Source organism: Streptomyces sp. NPDC029526 (assembly GCF_040637405.1).
GTDB lineage: Bacteria > Actinomycetota > Actinomycetes > Streptomycetales > Streptomycetaceae > Streptomyces.
Genome location: NZ_JBEZWE010000002.1, coordinates 552,751 through 569,454, shown reverse-complemented (window position 1 = coordinate 569,454; position 16,704 = coordinate 552,751). Strand labels below are relative to the sequence as shown.

The following is a 16,704-nucleotide window of genomic DNA, read 5'->3' as shown; positions in this document are numbered from 1 at the left end:
TTCACCGCCCCGCCTGGGCGCGCACCCCGGTGACCATGTGGTGGAAGACCGAGTGGCCGGACGCCGTCGCCTCCGCGTGCAGGAGGACGCCCGTGTCCGGGTCGACGGCGAAGGTGCACGTCAGACCGTCGTCCGGGGCCCAGGCGCTGAACGGGAACGTGCGGAGGGGGCGGACCCCGCTCCGGACGGAGGTGCCGGGGCCGGGCGTGGCGTGGGTCAGGTGGGAGACGATGCGGGCCGGTGCCAGCAGTTCGGCCAGCCGCGCGGCGAGCGGACCGGTGCGGTCCGGGGCGTAGTCGCCCGACATCCTCACGGTCTCCCGGCCGACCGTGACCGTCCAGGACCGGGCCGACGGCGGCGCCGACGGTTCGAGGGTGAAGGACAGGTCCTCGTGCGGGTCCGTCTCGACGGTGACCTCGGCCGTCAGCCGGGCCGGCTCCACCAGGGTCCTGGCCATCCGCGCCGGGACCTGCCCCGCCCCTTCCTCCGACCGCACCTCGTCGATGTGCACCTCGCGGACGCGGGCCGTGACCAGGGTGCCCTGGTCGTCGTGGAGCACGGCGGAGCGGAGCAGGCCGGTCGCCGGGTCGAGTCGCACCACCAGGCTGCGGGCACCGGGCGGCAGCCAGTCATCGGCAGGGTCGGCGAACAACGGGTGGGGTGTCAGGGCGAGTTCGATGCCGTCCCCGTCGCGCCGGGCACCGGTCACCGTGCCGATGCCCCGGATCAGACGGGCGGGGTCGAAGAGCACCGCCCACGGCTCGCCCGCGTCCTCCTCGCGCAGGGCGCGCGTCGAGAGGCCCGTGAGGCGGAACGTCCGCGCCTCGCCGGACCGTCCGGTCGCGGGGCTGCCGGCCGCCCGAGCGCCGAACGGCCCGCCGAGGTCCGCCTCGACGGCCCGGGCCGTGGACGTGACGTCGACGGCCGCGTCCAGCCTCACGTCCTCGGCGACCGCCGAGGCGAGCCGGGCCAGCGCCCAGCCGGTCAATGGGTCCCGCTGTGCGGGCGGGTCGCCCAGCCAGTGGGGAGTTGCCATGAAGCCGCTCTCCTTACCAAGTCATCACCCCTGCGCGGGCCCCGCTCGGTGGGCATGCCGAGAGAGGACAAGGCGCAGGTACGGCACGTGTGGGCCTGTGAGGCGTGGCAGGTCGGCGGGGGAACGTACGAGGGCGATGCGGTCCAGTTCCGGGGCGCGGCCGAGGGCGCGCTCGGACGTCGTGAGGGTGTCGAAGCGGTCACGCAGCCAAGCCGCCGGTCCGGGCGGCGCCTTGTAGAGGACGCCGACGCTGCCGTTCTCTCCCCGTGTGACCTGCCAGAGCGTCAGGCGGTTGCCCGGAACCGCGATTCCGGTCTCCTCGACCAGTTCGCGGGCCGCGTGCTCGCGCAGGGCACTCTCGGTCAGTTCCTCACCGTCCGGCGGTGGCTCGACGGCGCCGCCGGGGAGCTGCCAGCGGCCCGGTGAGGTGGTCCACGGGGCCATCCGGCCGACCAGGAGCCGTCCGTCGTCCGACGGTTGGGCCACTGCGGCGAACAGGGACGGCAGCCGCACGACCGCTCCGGGTGTCCGACGCAGTGCGTAGGAGCGGTACGTCGCCCGGACCCACGTCAGGGCGATGCCGTGCGGCTCGTCGCGTTCCAGGGCAGTGCAGCCGACCACCGGTCCGTCGAACAGGGTGGGGTTGGCCCGGACTGCCGTCTCCCAGGCGTCGTCCATGGCCCGCCGGTCCGACGGCGACAGACCGGGTGCCGGGGCCTCGACCAGGGTCAGCCGGTCGGCGTCGAAGAGCTCGGCGCCGAGCGGCTGTGTCACGCCCCGGGGGTCGGCTTGAGGGACGTGACGAACGACGTCCACGCCGACGCCGTGACCGTCAGCACGGGGCCGTGCGGGACCTTGGAGTCCCGGACGGGGACGACGCCGGTGTGGGCGTCGCAGACTTCGAGGCAGTCGCCGCCGTCCCCGTTGCTGTGGCTGCTCTTGCGCCAGCGGGCGGCACCGGGGAACGCCTCGGCCACCTCGACGCAGTCCCCGCCAGATCCGTTGCTGTAGGTGCTCCTGCGCCAGATCGCGGCGCTCAAGTCAATCCCGGTGCTTGCCATTTCGGTCATCCTCAGCCGCCTTCTCCATCAGGGCGAGGGACGCCTTCGGAGGCAGTGCGGCGGCCCTCAGCAGATCGTACGACCTGCGGTACTCCTCCACGAGAGCTGGATCGTCGATGGTGTCCCCGCTGTGCAGTGCCTCCGTGTAGACCAGCGGTGGCGCATCAGGGAACGTCATGATCTTCGCAGTGCCCAGCATGAAGGGATGAGCACCGCAGTTCCACGGCAGGATTTGGGGAACGATTCGGTGACGGCGTGCCAGTTCGACGATGTGCGTCCACTGTTCCGCCGCCCGTTCGGAAGCCAGAATCGGCTGGCGCAGCACGGACTCGGACAAGATCACCCAGTACACCGGCGTCTTGTGGTTGTCCTGGAAGAGATGGGCGCGAGCGAGGCGTGCGGTCACCTTTTCGTCCACGTCCTCATCAGACGCCAGCGGGTGTGTCGCCCGCACGACGGAACGTGCATACGCCTCTGTCTGAAGCAGACCCGGCACCAGGGTCGGACACCACTCCTCGATCGTCTTCGCGTGCTTCTCCGCATCCAGCACCCGCTCGAAGTAGCTCGCGTGCCCCTTCCGCTTCGCCCGCCGTACGTCCTCGCACCGCCGGGTGAAGAAGCCGTCCGTGCCGAGGACGCGGTCGACGTGTTCGGCGAGTTCGGCGGGCATGCGGCGGGTGCCGCGTTCGATCTCGCTGAGGTGGCTGGGGCCGTAGAAGCTGCCCTCGACCAACTGCTGGAGGGTCAGGCCCGCTTCCTCGCGTTTCCAGCGCAACTCGCTGCCGTAGAAGGTCGGGACGCCGGTCGAGCCGTCGATGTCCTTGCGTTGCCCCATCGTTCACCGTCCTGGGAGTGCCGTTGCCGCGCGGTGCCCGGTGCTTCCCCTGTCGGGGGTGGGGAGTCCGGAGCCCTGTCACGCTAGACGGCGCGGCGGCAGAGTGTGAGCGGTTCGTCACACAGCGCACTGGAAGGTGTGAACCTCATGCACGACCACCACTCCCTGGCCACCGACTCCCTGGCCACCGACCGCTTCGTGGGACCGCCGCTGACGCTGGAGTTGCTCGCGACTCCGGCGGCCGTGCCGCGGCTGCGGGGCGCGCTGCGGGCGTACGGGATCGATGTCCGGCTCTGTGTGAGTGAGCTGGTGACCAATGTGGTCCGGCATGTCGGGGAGGGGGTGCCCGTGACGGTGCGGGTGTGGCGGGACGGCGGGCGGGTCCGGGTGGGGGTGACGGATCCGGAGCCGGGGGCGCTGCCCGTGCTGTGCGGGGCGCCGGGTGCCGAGGCGGAGTCGGGCCGGGGGCTGGTGCTGCTGGACGCGCTGGCCGTGCGGTGGGGGGTGGACCGGGAGCCGGGGTGCAAGACGGTGTGGTGCGAACTCTTCGCCTCGGACGCCGAGGACGGCGAGGACGGGGAGGACGGCCAGGACGGCAAGGACGGGGAGAACAGCGAGGACGGCGTTGACGGCCAGGACGGGGCAACGGCCGAGCGCTCCGGGCGACGGGGTCCGTCGGCCGGAGCGCTCGGTCATCCATCGGCACGTTCGTGAAAGCCCGCGGGGCGGGCCGTGCCGCAGGGGGCGGGGGTGGTCCCGCCGCCGCCGTTCCCGTCGGGGCTGACGGGGAGCGGCGGCGGGTCCGGTACCCCGCACGCCGTTGTGCGGGGCCCCGCCGGTCGGTTCCGCGGCCGGTCGTGGCGTGACGATCGCTGGTCAGGGCATCCTCAAACCGAGTACCGACCGGCCGCGGGGTTCATGGGGCGAGGGCTCAGCCCAGGCGCTGCACCAGCGCGCGGTACTGGTCCCACAGCTCCTTGGGGGTGTGGTCGCCGAAGGTGTTGAGGTGCTCGGGGACCAGGGCGGCCTCCTCGCGCCAGACCTCCTTGTCGACGGTGAGGAGGAACTCCAGGTCGCTGTCGGAGAGGTCGAGGCCGTCGGTGTCGAGGGCGTCCTTGGTCGGCAGGATGCCGATGGGGGTCTCGACGCCCTCGGCCTTGCCGTCCAGGCGGTCCACGATCCACTTCAGGACGCGGGAGTTCTCGCCGAATCCGGGCCAGACGAACGTGCCCTCGTCGTTCTTGCGGAACCAGTTGACGTAGTAGATCTTGGGCAGCTTCGACTGGTCCTTGTCGGCGCCGACCTCGATCCAGTGGGCCATGTAGTCGCCCATGTTGTAGCCGCAGAACGGCAGCATGGCGAAGGGGTCGCGGCGCAGTTCGCCGACCTTGCCCTCGGCGGCGGCGGTCTTCTCGCTGGCGACGTTGGCGCCGAGGAAGACGCCGTGGTTCCAGTCGAAGGACTCCGTGACGAGGGGGACGGCGGTGGCGCGGCGTCCGCCGAAGAGGATCGCGGAGATCGGCACGCCCTTGGGGTCCTCCCACTCGGGCGCGATGATCGGGCACTGCGCGGCCGGGGTGGTGAAGCGGGCGTTGGGGTGGGCGGCCGGGGTGCCCGACTCGGGCGTCCAGTCGTTGCCCTTCCAGTCGGTGAGGTGGGCCGGGACCTCCTCGGTCATGCCCTCCCACCACACGTCACCGTCGTCGGTGAGGGCGACGTTGGTGAAGACGGAGTTGCCCCAGAGGGTCTTCATGGCGTTGGCGTTGGTGTGCTCGCCGGTGCCGGGGGCGACGCCGAAGAAGCCGGCCTCGGGGTTGATGGCGTAGAGGCGGCCGTCCTCACCGAAGCGCATCCAGGCGATGTCGTCGCCGATGGTCTCGACCGTCCAGCCGGGGATGGTCGGCTCCAGCATGGCGAGGTTGGTCTTGCCGCAGGCGCTCGGGAAGGCGGCGGCGACGTACTTGGACTCGCCGCGCGGCGGGGTCAGCTTGAGGATGAGCATGTGCTCGGCGAGCCAGCCCTCGTCGCGGGCCATGACGGAGGCGATGCGCAGGGCGTAGCACTTCTTGCCGAGCAGGGCGTTGCCGCCGTAGCCGGAGCCGTAGGACCAGATCTCCCGGTCCTCGGGGAAGTGCGAGATGTACTTGGTGCTGCTGCACGGCCAGGGGACGTCCTGCTCGCCCTCCGCGAGGGGGGCGCCGACGGAGTGCACGGCCTTGACGAAGAAGCCCTCGTCGCCGAGCTCGTCCAGGACGGGCTGTCCCATGCGGGTCATGGTGCGCATGGAGACGGCAACGTACGCGGAGTCGGTGATCTCGACGCCGATGGCCGAGAGCGGCGAGCCGAGGGGGCCCATGCAGAAGGGCACCACGTACATGGTGCGGCCCTTCATCGAGCCGCGGAACAGCCCCTGGTCGCCGGTGAAGATCTCCCGCATCTCGGCGGGGGCCTTCCAGTGGTTGGTGGGGCCGGCGTCCTCCTCCTTCTCGGAGCAGATGAACGTCCGGTCCTCGACGCGGGCGACGTCGGTGGGGTCGGAGGCCGCGTAGTAGGAGTTGGGGCGCTTGATCGGATCCAGCTTCTTGAAGGTGCCCTTGGCGACGAGTTCCTCGCACAGCCGGTCGTACTCGGCCTCCGAGCCGTCGCACCAGACGACGGCGTCGGGCTGCGTCAGTTCTGCGATCTCGTTGACCCAGGAGATCAGTCCCTGGTGGGTGGTGGGGACGCTGGGAGCCGCGATGTCGCGCGCCACGATTGCTCCTAAATGAGGGTTTTTGGGTTGGAGGCCCCGTGGGGGCTGCGGCCCGGATGCTTCACGGTGGGTGGCGCTCATCCGGTACCGACCGCACTCATATGATCATGCGATGCGAGCGCCCATCTGTCCAGAGGGGCGCACAGGTGAGCAACGTGACGATGACCACGGTTTTCCGTGGCTCTTTACGTACCCATTGAGGACACCTTGCGCATTCTTTGCGTGACGATGTCCGGGGCTGCCCGCCGTGACGATGTCCGGGGCTGTCGCCCACCCCGGAAGGCGTGAGACGATGGCCACTTCCCGTCGGCCCGGACCTCGCACTCATCCGTAACTTACGGTCGCGTAGGTACGATGAGGCCATGACAGCGTTCGTCCCCGACGCACACCGTGAGACCTCCACCGGCCGTGGACCGGTGACCCTTTCCCTGCCGCACCCGGTCAAACCGAAGCTCCGCGGCTGGCTGCACCTCGGCATGTTCCCCGCCGTTCTGGTCGCCGGCCTCACGCTCACCGCGCTGGCGGACTCGACCCGGGGCCGCATCGCCTGCGGGATCTACGCCCTGACCGCCTGCCTGCTGTTCGGCGTCAGCGCGCTGTACCACCGGGGCGACTGGAGTCCGCGCATGGACGGCGTCCTGCGCCGCCTGGACCACGCCAACATCTTCCTGATCATCGCCGGCACCTACACCCCGCTCACGATCCTGCTGCTGCCGGACGCCAAGGGGCAGTGGCTGCTGTGGGGCATCTGGGCCGCGGCCGCCGCGGGGATCCTCTTCCGGGTGTTCTGGGTGGGGGCGCCCCGCTGGCTCTACACCCCGTGCTACATCGCCATGGGCTGGGCCGCCGTGTTCTACCTCCCCGACTTCCTGCGGGCCGGCGGCGTCGCCGTCCTGGTCCTGGTCGTCGTCGGCGGCCTGCTCTACAGCGCGGGCGGGGTCATCTACGGCATCAAGCGCCCCAACCCCTCACCGCGCTGGTTCGGCTTCCACGAGGTCTTCCACTCCTTCACCCTGGCCGCCTTCATCGCCCACTACGTGGGCATCTCCCTGGTGGCGTACTAGCCGGCTCCCGCCGGACCGCCCGGGAGCCCGGCCCTCCGCACACTCTCCGCAAGCCGCGGCGTCGAGACCGACGCCGCGGCTTTCTCGTGCCCGCTCCCGCGATATTGACAGCCACACTCTTATGACAGTTACTCTCACTTCATGGCCACTGTCACTTCGGGCGCCCCCGCCCACGGCACCGACCCCCGGCGCTGGCTGGCGCTCGGCGCGTTGGTCGCGAGCATGCTCACCCTCGGTTTCGACCTGACGATCCTCAACGTGGCGCTGCCGACCATGGCCGCCGACCTGGGGGCGAGTACGGGTCAGCTCCAGTGGATCGTCGACGCCTACGTCGTCGTCTTCGCGGCGCTGATGCTGCCCGCCGGACTCCTCGGCGACCGCTACGGACGCCGCCGGATGCTGGTCACGGGCCTCGTCCTCTTCCTCGCCGGGTCCCTGTTCGGGGCCCTCACCGACGCGCCGGAGCTCGTCGTCGCCGCCCGCTCCGTGATGGGCCTCGGGGCCGCGCTGGTCATCCCGCTCGGGCTGTCCGTGCTGCCGTCGATGTTCGGCGAGGAGGAGCGGGGCAAGGCGGTGGCGGCCGTCACCGCCTCCATGGCCGCCGGAATGCCGCTCGGGCCGCTCGTCGGCGGACTGCTCCTGGACCACTACTGGTGGGGGTCGGTCTTCCTGATCAACATCCCCATGGCCGCCGTCGGCATCGCCGCCTGCCTGTTCCTGCTGCCCGAGTCGCGCGACCCCGCGTCGCCGCGCGTCGACGCGCTGTCCACCGCGTACAGCGCACTGGGGCTGGGCGCCCTGGTGTTCGGCATCATCGAGGGACCCTCGCGCGGCTGGGGCGGCGGCTGGGTGCTCGGCGCGTTCGCACTGGCCGCCGTGCTGCTGACCGCGCTCGTGCTGCGGGAGCGGCGGGCCGAGCGGCCCCTGCTCGACCTGGGCCTGCTGGGCCGCCGCGTGTTCCTGTTCAACGTGCTGGCCGCGACGCTGGGCACGTTCGTGTTCGCCGGGCTGCTGTTCGTCCTGCCCGCCCGCTTCCAGGAGACCGGCGGCGCCGACGCGTTCGGCACCGGACTCCGGCTGCTGCCCATGATGGGCGGCCTGCTGGTCTCCGCCCGCGTGAGCACCTCCCTCGTGCGGCGCCTGGGCCTTCGGCCCGTGGTCACCGCCGGCCTGACCGTGCTGTGCTTCGCCGCCCTGCTCGGCGCCCGCACCGGGCCCGGGTCCGGCTACGGGTTCATCGCGCTGTGGCTGACCCTCGCGGGCCTCGGCTTCGGCCTCGCGATGGTGCCGGCGATGGACGCGGCACTCGGCGGCGTCCCCGCCGACCGGGCCGGCAGCGGCTCCGGGCTGCTGATGACGCTGCGCCAGGTGGGCGGCGCCGTCGGCATCGCCCTGCTGGGCAGTCTCGTCGCCGACGTCTACGCCCGCCGCCTGGACACCGGCGGCCTGGCCGGGCCCGCCGCCGACGCCGCCCGCGCCTCCCTCAGCGGAGCCCACGCGGTGGCCGAACGGCTCGGCCTGCCCGCCCTCGCCCGCTCCGCCGACGCCGCCTACGCCGACGGCATGTCCACCGTCCTGACGGTGTGCGGCATCGCCGCCCTGCTGACGGCTCTCCTCACGGCGGCGTTCCTGCCCGGCACCCCGCCGCGCCGGGCAGGAACGCAGTCCGCCGCGGACCCGGACGTGGCCGCCGAGGAGCCCGATGCCCGACAATGACCTTCATGACGGCCGCACGATCCCCCCTCACCCCCACCGGTCCGCAGCCCCCCGGGCTGCGCGAGCGGAAGAAGATCAGGACCCGGCAGGCGATCCGCGCGGCGGCCTACGCGCTCATCGAGGAGCAGGGATACGAGGCCACCACGGTCGAGCAGATCGCCGCGCGGGCCGACGTGTCGCCGTCCACCGTCTTCCGCTACTTCCCGGTCAAGGAGGACATCGTCCTCACCGACGAGTACGACGAGCCGCTGCTCGCCGAACTCACCGCGCGGCCCGCCGACGAGCCCTGGCTGGAGTCCGTCCGGTACGTGGTGCGCCGGGGCATCGAGGTCGCCATGGCCGAGGAGCCGGAGGTGACCGAGCTGCGGGCGCGGCTGATGCGCGAGGTGCCGGCCGTGCGGTCCCGGCTGCTGGAGAGCATGTCGGCCACCGGACACCTGCTCGGCCGGGCGATCGCGCAGCGCACCGGCCTGGACCCGGACGGCCTGGAGGTGCGCGTGTACACGATGGCCCTGCTCGGCGGCCTGCTGGAGGCCTCGAAGTACTGGGCCGAACACGCACCGCGGGAGGACTTCGGCGACCTCGTCGACCGGACCCTCGACGTCCTCGCGCGCGGACTGCCCGCCGGGAAATCCTGAGGACGCGACCGGTCGCCGTGTCATCCTTGCCGGGTGAACGGTCCCGAGATCCGCGTCGAGTTCGCCCCGCAACTGCTCGTCTTCGTCCCCCAGGCCCGGGACACCGGCACCGTGCGGACCGGCACCGACGGTGTCAGCGGCCTGGGCCACGTCGTCGAGTCCCTCGGGGTGCCGCTCACCGAGGTCGGCACCCTGCTCGTGGACGGCCGTGAGGTGCCCGTCTCCCATCTGCCCGGCGCGGGCGAGTCGGTGACCGTGCACGCCGTCGAGCACCCCCAGCGGGTGCCGGGCGCGCCGCTGCGGTTCCTGCTCGACGTGCACCTCGGCACGCTGGCGCGGCGGATGCGGCTGCTGGGCGTGGACACCGCGTACGAGTCCACCGACATCGGGGATCCCGCGCTGGCCGCCCGCTCCGCCGCCGAGCAGCGGGTGATGCTCAGCCGCGACCGGGGGCTGCTGCGCCGCCGGGAGCTGTGGGCGGGCGCGTTCGTCTACAGCACCCGGCCCGAGGAGCAGCTGGAGTACGTGCTCGACCGGTTCCGGCCCGAGCTGCGGCCGTGGACCCGGTGCACCGCCTGCAACGGGCTGCTGCGCTCGGCGACGAAGGAGCAGGTCGCCGACCAGCTCAAGGGCGGGACGCACCGCACCTACGACGTGTTCGCACAGTGCGCCCAGTGCGGGCGGGCGTACTGGAAGGGCGCGCACCACGAGCAGCTGGAGGCCATCGTGGACCGGGCGGTCGCCTTCCACGCCGAGCGCGGGTGAGGTGCGGCCGGCACGCGACGCGGGCGGGGGCGCACGGACCGTGGTGGTCCGTGCGCCCCCGCCGTCGTTCAGCGGCTCCTCGGCGGTTCCTCAGCGGCGGTGCCGGTAGTCCCCCTTGCCGCAGGCGATGCCGTCCCGGTCGCGGTCCAGCTTCAGCGGGTCGTCCTTGCCGTTGACCTTCAGCCGGCCGTAGTCGTGCTCCTTCAGCCAGTCGCAGCGGGCGGCCGTGGTGGGCTCGACGTCCGCCGGGAAGGTGGTGGGCACGCAGACGTTGGCCGAGCCGTAGTGGCGGTCGCAGCCGGAGACGGTCGGGGCGACCGGTTCGGCGGCGCGCTTCGTGCGGGGGCCGGTGACCTTGCCCCGCGGGGCGTCGGCGAAGTCGTGGACGTGCGCGTGGGCGTGGGCGTCCTGGGCGGTGAGGGCGGGCGGGCCCTGGAGGTGCACCCACTTCGCCACCGACGGGACCCCGTTGGCGTCGACGGCGAACAGCATGTACCAGCCGGGCGGGGCCAGGTTGGGGTTGCTCGTCACGTTCAGGTCGACGGTCGTGGGGTCGTCACCGTCCACCGACAGCGGCAGGTCCACGAACCGCTGGTTGGGGTCGGAGGAGTGGGTCACGGCCGCCGGGCGGATCAGCTCGGCCTTGGCGATCGGCCGGTCGACGGTGATCCGCTGGGTGTCGCCGTAGGTCCACTCGGTGTCGATCAGCGAGGTGATCACCGGGCGTTCGCCCTTGAAGAGGTAGGGCGGGCTGTAGATCGACACGTTGTGGTTCCAGGAGCCGTCGCCCGGGTTGTCGCCGGTGGTCATGACCCGGCCGTCGGGCAGCAGGAACGCCGAGGAGTGGTAGCCGCGGGCCTCCGGGTCGGCGGCCACCGGGTCGAAGGTCTCCGTCGCCGGGTCGAAGATCGACGTCTCGTACACCGGGTCGGCCCGGTTGTGCAGGGCGCCGCCGGTCTCCAGCACCGTGCCGTCGGGCAGCAGGACCGCGGAGACGTACATCTTGCCCTGGTCACCGGTCTGCGGGACGCGGCCGTTGCCGAGGTCGACGGTGCCCTGCGGGATCGGCGGGCCGGCCACGTAGGCGGGGTCGGGCTGCTTGAGGTCGATGATGTCGGTCAGCCGGTTGGCGTCCGGGTTGGTGTCGATGTTGCCGCCGCCGAGGGTGAGGACCTTCTGGTCCTGCGCCGGGGGCAGCAGCACGCTGGCGGACTGGTCGCGCTCGTCCTTGTTCCGCAGGCCCGGCACCTGGGTGATGGTGTTGGCCTCGTAGTCGTAGATCGCGGAGCCGGTGCCCGGGATGTTGTTGCCGAAGACGTGGCTGCCGGAGTAGAAGAGGCGCCCGTCCTGCATGAGGATCATCGACGGGTACAGGCCCCAGTACGACCAGGTCTGGTTGACCTGCCAGGTCGGCAGCCACCGCTGTTCGGCGTCCGACCACAGCTCGGCGGTGACCGAGCCGGTGGAGTCCTCCCGCAGTCCGCCGAAGCTGATCACGTCGCCGTTGCCGAGGATGGTCGCCGACGGGTACCAGTGGCCGTCGTTCATGTCGTTGGTCTTCGTGTAGGTCTCCGTCTCCGGGTCGAAGATGTAGGAGTCCTTGTAGCCCTGGTAGCCGATGGTGCCGTCGTCGGACGGGTAGCCCTTGTTGCCGCTCATCACCAGGACCCGGCCGTCCTGGAGCTGCACGTGGCCCGCGCAGAACATGTCGTCCGGGGTGGGGATGACCGTGTAGGTGCCGTCCTCCGGGTCGTAGACGGCGGAGGTGAAGGTGCCCGCCTCGAACAGCTCGGGGTCGTTGCCGGACCCGGCGATCAGCAGCACCTTGCCGTTGTGGAGCACCACCGAGTGCATGGAGCGGACCGGGTTCTCGGTGGCCAGCACCTCCCACTCGCCGTCGGCGCAGTCGGCCGGTGAGCTGGTGCAGTCCGGCTCCGGGACGGGGTCGGCGACCTGCTCCATCGTGTAGTCGTCGGTGGTGGCCGCGCCGGTGCCGTAGACGGAGACGCCCCAGGAGATGCGGTCGGTGCCCTCGGGGACCTCGGGGGTACGGACGGTCGCCTCGGTCCAGGTGTCGGGCTGCATGTCCAGCGTCTTGAGGTCGGTCCAGTACTGCCAGCCGGCCGTGGTGTCGTGCCGGAAGAGGGTGATGGACGCGTCCGGGGTGGTCGTCTTGTACCAGAGGCCCAGGTCGTACTGCTTGCCCGGCGTCACCACGGGCGCGCAGTCGGCGGACTCGGTGATCAGCGCCTTGCGGTCGCCGTCGGTGCGGCGGGTCAGCTCGACCTTCATCGCGCTGTCGCCGGTGCGGGCGTCGGAGGTGGTGGTGAACGTGAAGTCGTTGTCGCCCCAGCCGGACTTCTCCCAGCAGTACGGCATGTCGCCGGTGCCGGGGGTCTCGAAGCCGGGGTTCGTGATCAGGTTGGCGGCGGAGGCGGGTTGCGGCGCGGTGAGGAGCAGGCCCGTGGTGAGGGCGCCGACGGCCAGCAGGGCCGCCGGTCTGCGCCGGGAGAGGACGGTGGCGAGGTTCATGGGGTGCTTCTCCTTGGACGACGGCGGCGAGGGAGGTACACCAGCGCTTCGGTCCCGGCGAAGCGCAGGACGAAGGTGATCGCGAGGGCCAGGGCGGTGGCCGGCACGGCGGTCATCCCGAAGTGGCCGACCAGCAGCGCGATCAGCGGCAGGCGCACCACCAGGTCGGCGTTGGCGAGCAGCGCGAACCGCGCGGTGCGGTCCGCCCAGTGCCGGTGCCGCCGCCGCTCACGGAACAGCAGGGTCTCGATCAGCAGGAAGTTCCAGGCCACGCCGAACTGGTTGGCGGCGATCTCGGCCGGCAGGTAGTGCACGCCCGCCCCGGTCAGCGCCCACAGCGCGGCCAGGTTCGGCAGGAAGCCGGTGAGGCCGATCAGCCCGAACACCACCATGCGGGCGGGCGGCGCCTCGGTGCGCAGCCCGGTCAGGTGCCGCAGGAAGCGCAGGCCCTCCCGGGCGGTCGACTTGGACTCGCCCGCGAACCGCTCCCGGAAGACGAACGGGACCTCGGCGACGGTGCGGGGGCGGGCGCGGACGGCGAGTTCGAGGAGGATCTTGTAGCCGAGGGGCTTGAGGTCGTCGGCGGTGACCGTGCTGCGGCGGATGGCGAAGAAGCCGCTCATCGGGTCGCTGATGCCGTGCAGGCGGCGCGGGAACAGCGCCTTGGTCAGCCAGGTCGCCGCCCGGGAGACGGCGACCCGGTAGCTGCCGGCCAGCCCGGCGCGGCTGCCGCCCTCGAGGTAGCGGGAGGCGACGACGAGGCCCGCGTTGGCCCGCTCCCCCGTCGCCACCAGCTCCGGCACCAGGGCGGGCGGGTGCTGGCAGTCGCCGTCCATGACGACCACCCAGTCCGAGGTGGCGGCCCGGATGCCCTCGACGACCGCGCCGCCGAGCCCGCCGGTCGGCTCCTCGCGGTGCAGCACGGTCACCGGGAACGGGCAGTCCTGCGCGGCCCGGCGGATGGCCTCGGGGGTGTCGTCGGTGGAGTCGTCCACGAAGACGACCTCGCACGGCAGCCGGGAGGGCACCGACTCGGTGATCTGCCGCAGCAACGCCGCCACGTTGGCGGACTCGTTGAACGTCGGGACGACGATGGTGACGGCCCCCGGCTCGGCCACCCCGGCCGGGTCGAGCGCCGGGTCGCCGAGTCCTCCCGGGACCGTGTGCTCCTGGCTCATCGGCTGCCTCCGGCGGTCTCGACCCGGCGTATCTCGACGCGGTCCTCACCGGTGCCGAAGGTGGCCACCGGCACCGAGTGCTCGATGGCCGCCCGCACGGTCGGCAGGTCCTTCGCGTCGCGCCGGACCGTCGGCGAGGCGACCACGTAGTCGACGTCCCGCCAGCCGCGCGGCAGCGTCTTCGTCACCGCCGGGTCCAGGTCGGCCTTGTAGAACCAGATGACGCCGAGACCGGGCCGGTAGCCGGCGTGCACCAGGTCGAGCCACATCGCGTCGTCGACCAGCACCCGGGTGCCGCTGGGATCGTCGACCTCGGTGGCCATCCACGCCGAGGCGGCCTCGTAGGGGGCGTTGGCGTCGGTGGTGACGGCGGTGCGGGCGCCGTCGTACCAGCGGGGGCCGACGTAGGCGCAGGCGGCGAGGGCCAGGGCGACGGCGAGTGCGTAGCGCGCCCCGCGCACGGACCGGCGCTCGGTGTCGGAGCGTCCGCGGCGCAGCACGGCGTGCGCGACGCTCGCCGCGCCCCCGGCGAGGACCAGTGCGAGGAACGGCAGCGCCTGGATGACGTACATCGCGGGCAGGTAGCCGTCGGGGCGCATCGCCAGCGCGGCCAGGATGGCCACGGTGAGCGCGGGGCCCGCGAGCGCGCGGGCGGTGACCGACCAGCGCCAGGTGGCGAGCAGCAGCAGGGCGCCCGCGAGGCCGCCGAGCGGCAGGATGCGGTCGTAGTACAGCCAGGACTGCAGGACGCCCCAGGAGCCGGACCCCTCGTCGAGGATGAAGCCGGAGCCGGGCCGGGTCATCTGGTAGGCGACGCCGTCCCACAGGGAGACGTGCCCGTTGCCCGGGAACAGCTCGCCCTTGAGCAGGGCGAACAGGGGGTAGGAGAAGCCGATGAGCGCGCAGGCCGTGACGGCGCCGGTCAGCGCGAACTTGCGGGTGTCGCGGTGGCTGTGCCGCCAGGCGGTGAGGAACAGGGCGGGCAGGACGACGAGCATCGTCTCCTTGGTGAGCACGGCGGTCGCGGCGGCCATGCCCGCGCCGAAGTGGTGCCAGAGGTGACGGCTCGGGGAGGCGGCGAGGGTGAACGCCAGGAGCGTCCACATCACCGCGAGGTTGTCGAGGAAGATCTCGCGCTGGAGCACCACCGACAGCGGCGACAGCCCGAACAGGGCCATGCCGAGCCCGGCGGCCCAGCGCGGCAGGGCGAGCCGGCGGCCCAGGACGTACACCAGCACCGCGCTGATGCCGCTGATCAGCAGCATCACGGCGCGCATGGTGCCCACCGTCATCGACTCGGGGCTGAGCATGGCGGGGATCCAGGTCAGGACGGCGAGCTGGATCCAGCCGAGCGGCGGGTGGTCGTACCAGTAGGTGTAGTGGGCGAGGCCCCGGCCCTCCTGGACGGCCCACGCCTGGGCGAGGTAGGTGCCCTCGTCGTCGCTGAGGGTGGGGTAGTCGGCGATGTTCCAGCCCTGGACGAACAGGATCGCCACCAGCAGGGCGCCGCACAGGATCAGGTCGGAGCGGGACGAACGGAGCCGTCTCGGCGGCAGTGTGCGGCCGGCCGGAGTGCCCGAGGGCGCGGGCCGGCGCTGCGCGGGGACCGTGGTCGTGGTCGCCGCGGGGAGGGTGGAGGTCACGCGGGTACGTCCTCTCGGGTCGCGGCGGACGCGTCGAGGTGGGCGCCGACGTGGGTGGTCAGCTCCCAGTCGTTGCGGCCGCGCTGCTCGCGCCAGACGGCGCGGACCGCGGCACCGGCGAGGAGCACCTGGTAGAAGGGGCCGCCCACGATCAGCTTCAGGTAGTGGACGAACCGGACGCGCAGGCCGTACTGCCTGCCGAAGTCGTGCAGTCCGACGACCTCGAAGACGAAGGTGACCAGGGCGGTGACGGCCGGCAGGAAGGTGATGAAGGCGATGCCGACGGGCACGTCGAGGAAGATCGCGATGGCCACGTTGAGCGGGATGATCAGTCCGGTGAACGCCTGGAGGAACGGGGTCATCAGCGTGTAGCGGGCGAGCATCCGCTGCCCGAGGGTGGGCAGTTGCTTCCAGTCCTTCTTCCGGTACACCTGGAGGAAGCCCTGGTTCCAGCGGGTGCGCTGCTTGAGCAGGGACACCAGGGAGCCCGGGGTCTCCTCCCGGGTGACCATGTCGGAGTCGTAGGCGACGACGACCCGCTTGCCGATGCTGGACAGCCGCACGCCCAGGTCGCAGTCCTCGGCGAGGCAGTCGGGGTCCCAGCCGTCCGCCGCGCGCAGCACGTCGGTGCGGACGAAGACGGTGTTGCCGCCGAGGGGGATGAACCCTTTCTGCGCGTGCAGGTGCAGGCGGGAGCGGAACCAGAAGAAGTACTCCAGGCAGTTGCGCAGGCTGTACCAGCTGGAGTGGAAGTTGATCAGCTGCACCCCGCCCTGGACCACGTCCGCGCCGGTGGAGCGGAAGGCGTGGTCGACGTGGGCGAGCAGTTCGGGGTGGACCTGGTCCTCGGCGTCGAAGACCCCGACGACATCGCCCCGGCAGTACGGCAGGGCCGTGTTCATGGCCTTGGGCTTGTTCTTGCGCTCGTGGGTGTCGACGACGACCCGCACGCGCGGGTCCCGGTCCGCGGCGGCTTCGGCGACCGCGGTGGTGCCGGGGTCGTCGTGTCCGACGATGACGATGATCTCGAAGTCGGTGTGGCTCGACTCCAGCAGGCGCTGGATCGTGTGGTCGAGCACCGCCTGTTCGTGCCGGGCGGGCAGCAGCAGCGAGAACGAGAGGTGCTCCCCGCCGTCCGGGCTGCTGAACCGCGTGGAGGCCAGCACCTCCGGCGTGCGCCAGGCGTGCATCTGCCACCACAGGGTGAATCCGGCCATCCAGAAGAGGGCCAGCGAGACGACAGCGATGAATAACGAGGTGAGCAAGACAGATCCCCCCAGATCCCGTAACCCCCGTGCTGTGACCGCGCGTCACCGGCGCAACGGCGCATGCGTCACGTCACCGTGCAGAGATTAGGGGGGAGTTGTGAAGCGCGGGGGCTTTTCCGATAAACAGACTGTTTCCCAACTGTCCAGGATCCGACCGGAGTTGCCAGGAACAAGCCATTCCGCGACCACGTCCGGAGGGCACCCGGACCCCGGGTG

The 16,704-nt window shown here is 71.7% G+C and carries 14 protein-coding genes; 5 read left to right on the top strand and 9 right to left on the bottom strand.

The annotated features are described in order from the left end of the window. Position 1: 1 nt before the first annotated feature. From AB0F01_RS08070 to AB0F01_RS08055, 4 genes are read right to left on the bottom strand one after another with little or no spacing between them, the layout of a single operon-like run. Complete coding sequence (locus tag AB0F01_RS08070; RefSeq protein WP_362091056.1) at positions 2 to 1,036, bottom strand: hypothetical protein; 1,035 nt, start codon at positions 1,034 to 1,036, stop codon at positions 2 to 4. Between the two features lie 24 nt (positions 1,037 to 1,060). Then, positions 1,061 to 1,810 carry an NUDIX hydrolase gene (locus tag AB0F01_RS08065; RefSeq protein ID WP_362091053.1) on the bottom strand — a complete coding sequence of 250 codons (750 nt, stop codon included), beginning with the start codon at positions 1,808 to 1,810 and terminating at the stop codon, positions 1,061 to 1,063. Then, positions 1,807 to 2,097: a DUF397 domain-containing protein gene (locus tag AB0F01_RS08060; RefSeq protein ID WP_362091050.1), complete on the bottom strand. Its 291-nt coding sequence runs from the start codon at positions 2,095 to 2,097 to the stop codon at positions 1,807 to 1,809. The genes AB0F01_RS08065 and AB0F01_RS08060 overlap by 4 nt, the downstream gene beginning before the upstream one ends. After that, complete coding sequence (locus AB0F01_RS08055) at positions 2,078 to 2,932, bottom strand: helix-turn-helix transcriptional regulator (protein ID WP_362091048.1); 855 nt, start codon at positions 2,930 to 2,932, stop codon at positions 2,078 to 2,080. The genes AB0F01_RS08060 and AB0F01_RS08055 overlap by 20 nt, the downstream gene beginning before the upstream one ends. A 198-nt stretch (positions 2,933 to 3,130) precedes the next feature. Between AB0F01_RS08055 and AB0F01_RS08050 the strand changes: the two genes are divergently transcribed. After that, a complete protein-coding gene (locus tag AB0F01_RS08050) occupies positions 3,131 to 3,646 on the top strand; it encodes an ATP-binding protein (RefSeq protein ID WP_362092520.1) in 516 nt (171 codons plus the stop codon). A gap of 217 nt (positions 3,647 to 3,863) precedes the next feature. Here the strand turns inward: AB0F01_RS08050 and AB0F01_RS08045 are convergent, their stop codons facing one another. Then, on the bottom strand, positions 3,864 to 5,684 hold the full coding sequence (locus AB0F01_RS08045; RefSeq protein WP_362091047.1) for a phosphoenolpyruvate carboxykinase (GTP): 1,821 nt from the start codon (positions 5,682 to 5,684) through the stop codon (positions 3,864 to 3,866). A 362-nt stretch (positions 5,685 to 6,046) separates the two neighbouring features. Here AB0F01_RS08045 and AB0F01_RS08040 point away from each other — a divergent pair, with 362 nt between their 5' ends. The 4 genes from AB0F01_RS08040 to AB0F01_RS08025 all read left to right on the top strand — a co-directional run bounded on the left by AB0F01_RS08040 (position 6,047) and on the right by AB0F01_RS08025 (position 9,867). Next, positions 6,047 to 6,748 (top strand): hemolysin III family protein, encoded by a 702-nt coding sequence (locus AB0F01_RS08040; RefSeq protein ID WP_362091044.1) that lies wholly within the window; start codon positions 6,047 to 6,049, stop codon positions 6,746 to 6,748. Positions 6,749 to 6,889: 141 nt separating this feature from the next. After that, complete coding sequence (locus tag AB0F01_RS08035) at positions 6,890 to 8,464, top strand: MFS transporter (protein ID WP_362091042.1); 1,575 nt, start codon at positions 6,890 to 6,892, stop codon at positions 8,462 to 8,464. Between the two features lie 5 nt (positions 8,465 to 8,469). After that, positions 8,470 to 9,102, top strand: a complete 633-nt coding sequence (locus tag AB0F01_RS08030; RefSeq protein ID WP_362091039.1) for a TetR family transcriptional regulator — start codon at positions 8,470 to 8,472, stop codon at positions 9,100 to 9,102. 33 nt (positions 9,103 to 9,135) lie between these two features. After that, a complete protein-coding gene (locus tag AB0F01_RS08025; RefSeq protein ID WP_362091036.1) occupies positions 9,136 to 9,867 on the top strand; it encodes a Mut7-C RNAse domain-containing protein in 732 nt (243 codons plus the stop codon). 90 nt (positions 9,868 to 9,957) lie between these two features. Here AB0F01_RS08025 and AB0F01_RS08020 read toward each other — a convergent pair whose 3' ends face one another. From AB0F01_RS08020 to AB0F01_RS08005, 4 genes are read right to left on the bottom strand one after another with little or no spacing between them, the layout of a single operon-like run. Further along, positions 9,958 to 12,399 (bottom strand): galactose oxidase-like domain-containing protein, encoded by a 2,442-nt coding sequence (locus tag AB0F01_RS08020; RefSeq protein ID WP_362091034.1) that lies wholly within the window; start codon positions 12,397 to 12,399, stop codon positions 9,958 to 9,960. Further along, positions 12,396 to 13,577: a glycosyltransferase family 2 protein gene (locus tag AB0F01_RS08015; protein WP_362091031.1), complete on the bottom strand. Its 1,182-nt coding sequence runs from the start codon at positions 13,575 to 13,577 to the stop codon at positions 12,396 to 12,398. The genes AB0F01_RS08020 and AB0F01_RS08015 overlap by 4 nt, the downstream gene beginning before the upstream one ends. Then, complete coding sequence (locus tag AB0F01_RS08010) at positions 13,574 to 15,220, bottom strand: phospholipid carrier-dependent glycosyltransferase (RefSeq protein WP_362091028.1); 1,647 nt, start codon at positions 15,218 to 15,220, stop codon at positions 13,574 to 13,576. The genes AB0F01_RS08015 and AB0F01_RS08010 overlap by 4 nt, the downstream gene beginning before the upstream one ends. Continuing rightward, positions 15,217 to 16,485, bottom strand: a complete 1,269-nt coding sequence (locus AB0F01_RS08005; RefSeq protein ID WP_362091025.1) for a glycosyltransferase — start codon at positions 16,483 to 16,485, stop codon at positions 15,217 to 15,219. The genes AB0F01_RS08010 and AB0F01_RS08005 overlap by 4 nt, the downstream gene beginning before the upstream one ends. Positions 16,486 to 16,704 lie beyond the last annotated feature (219 nt).

Excerpts from the sequence above, each read along its gene's own strand:
- AB0F01_RS08070 (WP_362091056.1), bottom strand. The coding sequence starts at position 1,036 with ATGGCAACTCCCCACTGGCTGGGCGACCCGCCCGCACAGCGGGACCCA.
- AB0F01_RS08060 (WP_362091050.1), bottom strand. The coding sequence starts at position 2,097 with ATGGCAAGCACCGGGATTGACTTGAGCGCCGCGATCTGGCGCAGGAGC.
- AB0F01_RS08055 (WP_362091048.1), bottom strand. The coding sequence starts at position 2,932 with ATGGGGCAACGCAAGGACATCGACGGCTCGACCGGCGTCCCGACCTTC.
- AB0F01_RS08040 (WP_362091044.1), top strand. The coding sequence starts at position 6,047 with ATGACAGCGTTCGTCCCCGACGCACACCGTGAGACCTCCACCGGCCGT.
- AB0F01_RS08035 (WP_362091042.1), top strand. The coding sequence starts at position 6,890 with ATGGCCACTGTCACTTCGGGCGCCCCCGCCCACGGCACCGACCCCCGG.
- AB0F01_RS08030 (WP_362091039.1), top strand. The coding sequence starts at position 8,470 with ATGACGGCCGCACGATCCCCCCTCACCCCCACCGGTCCGCAGCCCCCC.
- AB0F01_RS08020 (WP_362091034.1), bottom strand. The coding sequence starts at position 12,399 with ATGAACCTCGCCACCGTCCTCTCCCGGCGCAGACCGGCGGCCCTGCTG.
- AB0F01_RS08015 (WP_362091031.1), bottom strand. The coding sequence starts at position 13,577 with ATGAGCCAGGAGCACACGGTCCCGGGAGGACTCGGCGACCCGGCGCTC.